This window comes from Stenotrophomonas maltophilia group sp. Smal17 (genome assembly GCF_030237045.1).
Lineage (GTDB): Bacteria > Pseudomonadota > Gammaproteobacteria > Xanthomonadales > Xanthomonadaceae > Stenotrophomonas > Stenotrophomonas forensis.
Genome location: NZ_JASJSU010000165.1, coordinates 1 through 2740, shown reverse-complemented (window position 1 = coordinate 2740; position 2740 = coordinate 1). Strand labels below are relative to the sequence as shown.

The window sequence follows — 2740 nt, the reverse complement described above, 5'->3', positions numbered from 1 at the left end:
GCCGCATCTGCAGCAGCTCGCCCGCCGTGCTGATCGCCGACTGCTGATCGGCAGCGCGGCATTGGCCGTGGCTGGCCTTGTTCTGGCCCTGCGTGGGCCCCACGTGCCGGGTGCCGCGTTGGCTGCGGCCGCGGCATTGCCCGCCCTTTGGCTGGGCGGCCCTCAGGCGGGCCGCAGCATCGCCCGCAATGGCCTGGCGTTGTTGTTGTCGCTGCAGCTGGCATTGCTATGCGCGATGGTCGGCCTGTCGCCGGCGTTGCCGATCGCGTTGTTGCTCGGCGTGCTGCTCAGCCACCGTGATCGCCTGCCGGTATGGCTGGCCGGTGGCGTTGGCACGCTCGCGCTGTTGCAGCCGCTGCTGGAAGGTGCCGCGGCCGGGCCAACGCTGCTGCAGGCAACGCTGTTTGCCGGCCTTGCACTGTTCCTCGGCCAGGTCGCGCTGCGCCTGCGCCAGCAGACCGAGGCGCTGGGCCACGGCCCACGCCGCCTGGCTGCGCTGGCCCGCGATATCGCCACCGGTGCCGATCTTGGCGCGCATGCGGATACCACGGCCCATGCACCCGGTTCGCTGGCCCACGCGCTGGCCGATACCGCGCGCCACGTGCAGGCCCAGCGTGGGCGCGAGGCTGAAGCGCATGCCGAGAACGCACAGATCCGCCAGGCCCTGGACGCCTCGCGCACCGCAATGATGATTGCCGACAACGACCACGTGATCCGCTACGTGAACCGTTCGGTGGTGGCCCTGCTGCGCAACCAGCAGGCGACACTGCGCCAGGCCTTCCCCGACTTCGATGCCGAGCGTCTGGTCGGCAGCAGCATCCACCGCTTCCACGCCAACCCGGACCGCATCCGCGCGATCCTCAATGGCCTGCAGGTCACGCACAACGGCAAGGTACAGATCGGCCCGGTGCACTTTGCGCAGGTGGTCACGCCGGTGTTCGATGCACAGGGCGTGCGCCTCGGCTTCGCCGTGGAGTGGCATGACCGCACGCACGAACTGTCGCTTGAGAATGCTGTAGCCGGCATTGTTGCCGCCGCCGCCGCAGGCGATCTCGACCAGCGTCTGCAAGCGGGCGAAGGTGCCAGCTTCCTGGAGGGTCTGACCGGCGGCATCAACCAGCTGCTCGATACGTTGGGCAGCACCGTCGACGAAGTGCGACAGATGCTTTCTGCGCTGGCCAATGGCGATCTGGACCGGCGCATGCATGGCGAGTACCAAGGCGCCTTCGCCGCGATCCAGCGTGATGCCAACGCTACCGCCGGGCAGCTGGCGCGCATGGTCGGCCGCATCCAGCAGTGCTCCATCTCGATCAGTACCGCCGCCAGCGAGATCGCCGCCGGCAACGGCGCGCTTTCCGAACGCAGTGAGCGCCAGGCCGCGCACCTGCAGGAAACTGCGGCTTCGATGGAAGAGCTGACCGCCACGGTGCGCCAGAACGCGGCCCATGCGCGTCAGGCCAGTGAACTGGCCGCCTCCACACAGAATGCCGCCGGTGACGGCAACACCGCCATGCAGCGGGTGGTCGACACCATGCAGGCGATCGAGGACGCGTCAAAGCGCATCGGCGATATCACCGGCGTCATCGACGGCATCGCGTTCCAGACCAACATCCTGGCGCTGAACGCCGCGGTCGAAGCCGCGCGGGCCGGCGAGCAGGGCCGCGGATTCGCGGTGGTGGCCAGCGAAGTGCGCGTGCTGGCCCAGCGTTCCGCCGCAGCCGCGCAGGAGATCAAGAAACTGATCGACGAAGCCGGCCGCCAGGTGGGTGAGGGTGCGCAGCTGGTGGCCGATGCTGGCCAGCGCATGCAGGGCATCGTCGGTGGTGTCGAGAGCGTCAGCCACCTGATGCGCGAGATATCAGCCGCTTCGCAGGAACAGTCGATCGGCATCGAGCAGATCAACCAGACCGTGGTGCAGATGGACCAGGCCACGCAGCAGAACGCGGCACTGGTGGAGGAAGCCACTGCTGCCGCGCGTGAACTGCGGTCGCAGGCGGGAACGCTGACTGAGGCGGTCTCGGTGTTCCGCCAGCAGGAAGCGCGCGAGGTCGCTCTGGTCGCCTGATAGGAACGTGCAACCGGATCGATTGGAGACGGCGCCCGCAGGGCGCCGTCTTTTTTTTAAGTGCTCTGCGTGACGGATCACGGGAAGGGCCCGTTCGATGGGCGTCGCAGGACGGCATCGATCCATCGGTAGTGCCGGCCACTGGCCGGCAACCACGGCATGCGCATTGCGCAGGCCCACGTCACACAGCCACGCATGGCGTGGGTCTACCGACAGCCACCACGAGGTACCCCGCACGGACCATCATCGGTAGCCGCCAACCATGGTCGGCAGCACTCCACGCGTGGCGTGGATCTACCGGTGCATTCCGGCCGATGCATTTTCCTGCGCCCAAAGAAAAACCCCGCTGCGTGAGCAGCGGGGTTTTGGGTGTAAACCCTGGCGATGACCTACTCTCGCATGGCTTGAGCCACACTACCATCGGCGCAGCTGCGTTTCACTTCCGAGTTCGGGATGGGATCGGGTGGTTCCACAGCGCTAATTTCACCAGGGAGGCTTTTGGAGAGTCGCACTCGTCCCTTAGGGACAAGGCGCCAGCCTCGCATAGTTCTTGTGACGTAGCGTGCACTTGGATGCTCTTACGACGTTGTCGTAAAGCCAAGGCAACTTGAGGTTATATGGTCAAGCCGCACGGATCATTAGTATCAGTTAGCTCAATACATTGCTGTACTTACA

1 protein-coding gene and 1 rRNA gene are annotated in these 2740 nt (G+C 66.2%); one reads left to right on the top strand and one right to left on the bottom strand.

Annotation, left to right across the window (positions count from 1 at the left end; genetic code table 11):
• The coding region (locus QRO93_RS21300) for a methyl-accepting chemotaxis protein (RefSeq protein ID WP_285304352.1) at positions 1–2065 on the top strand (2065 nt) is incomplete at its 5' end.
• 376 nt (positions 2066–2441) lie between these two features.
• Here QRO93_RS21300 and rrf read toward each other — a convergent pair.
• Positions 2442–2556, bottom strand: a 5S ribosomal RNA gene (gene rrf, locus QRO93_RS21295).
• Positions 2557–2740: the final 184 nt, after the last annotated feature.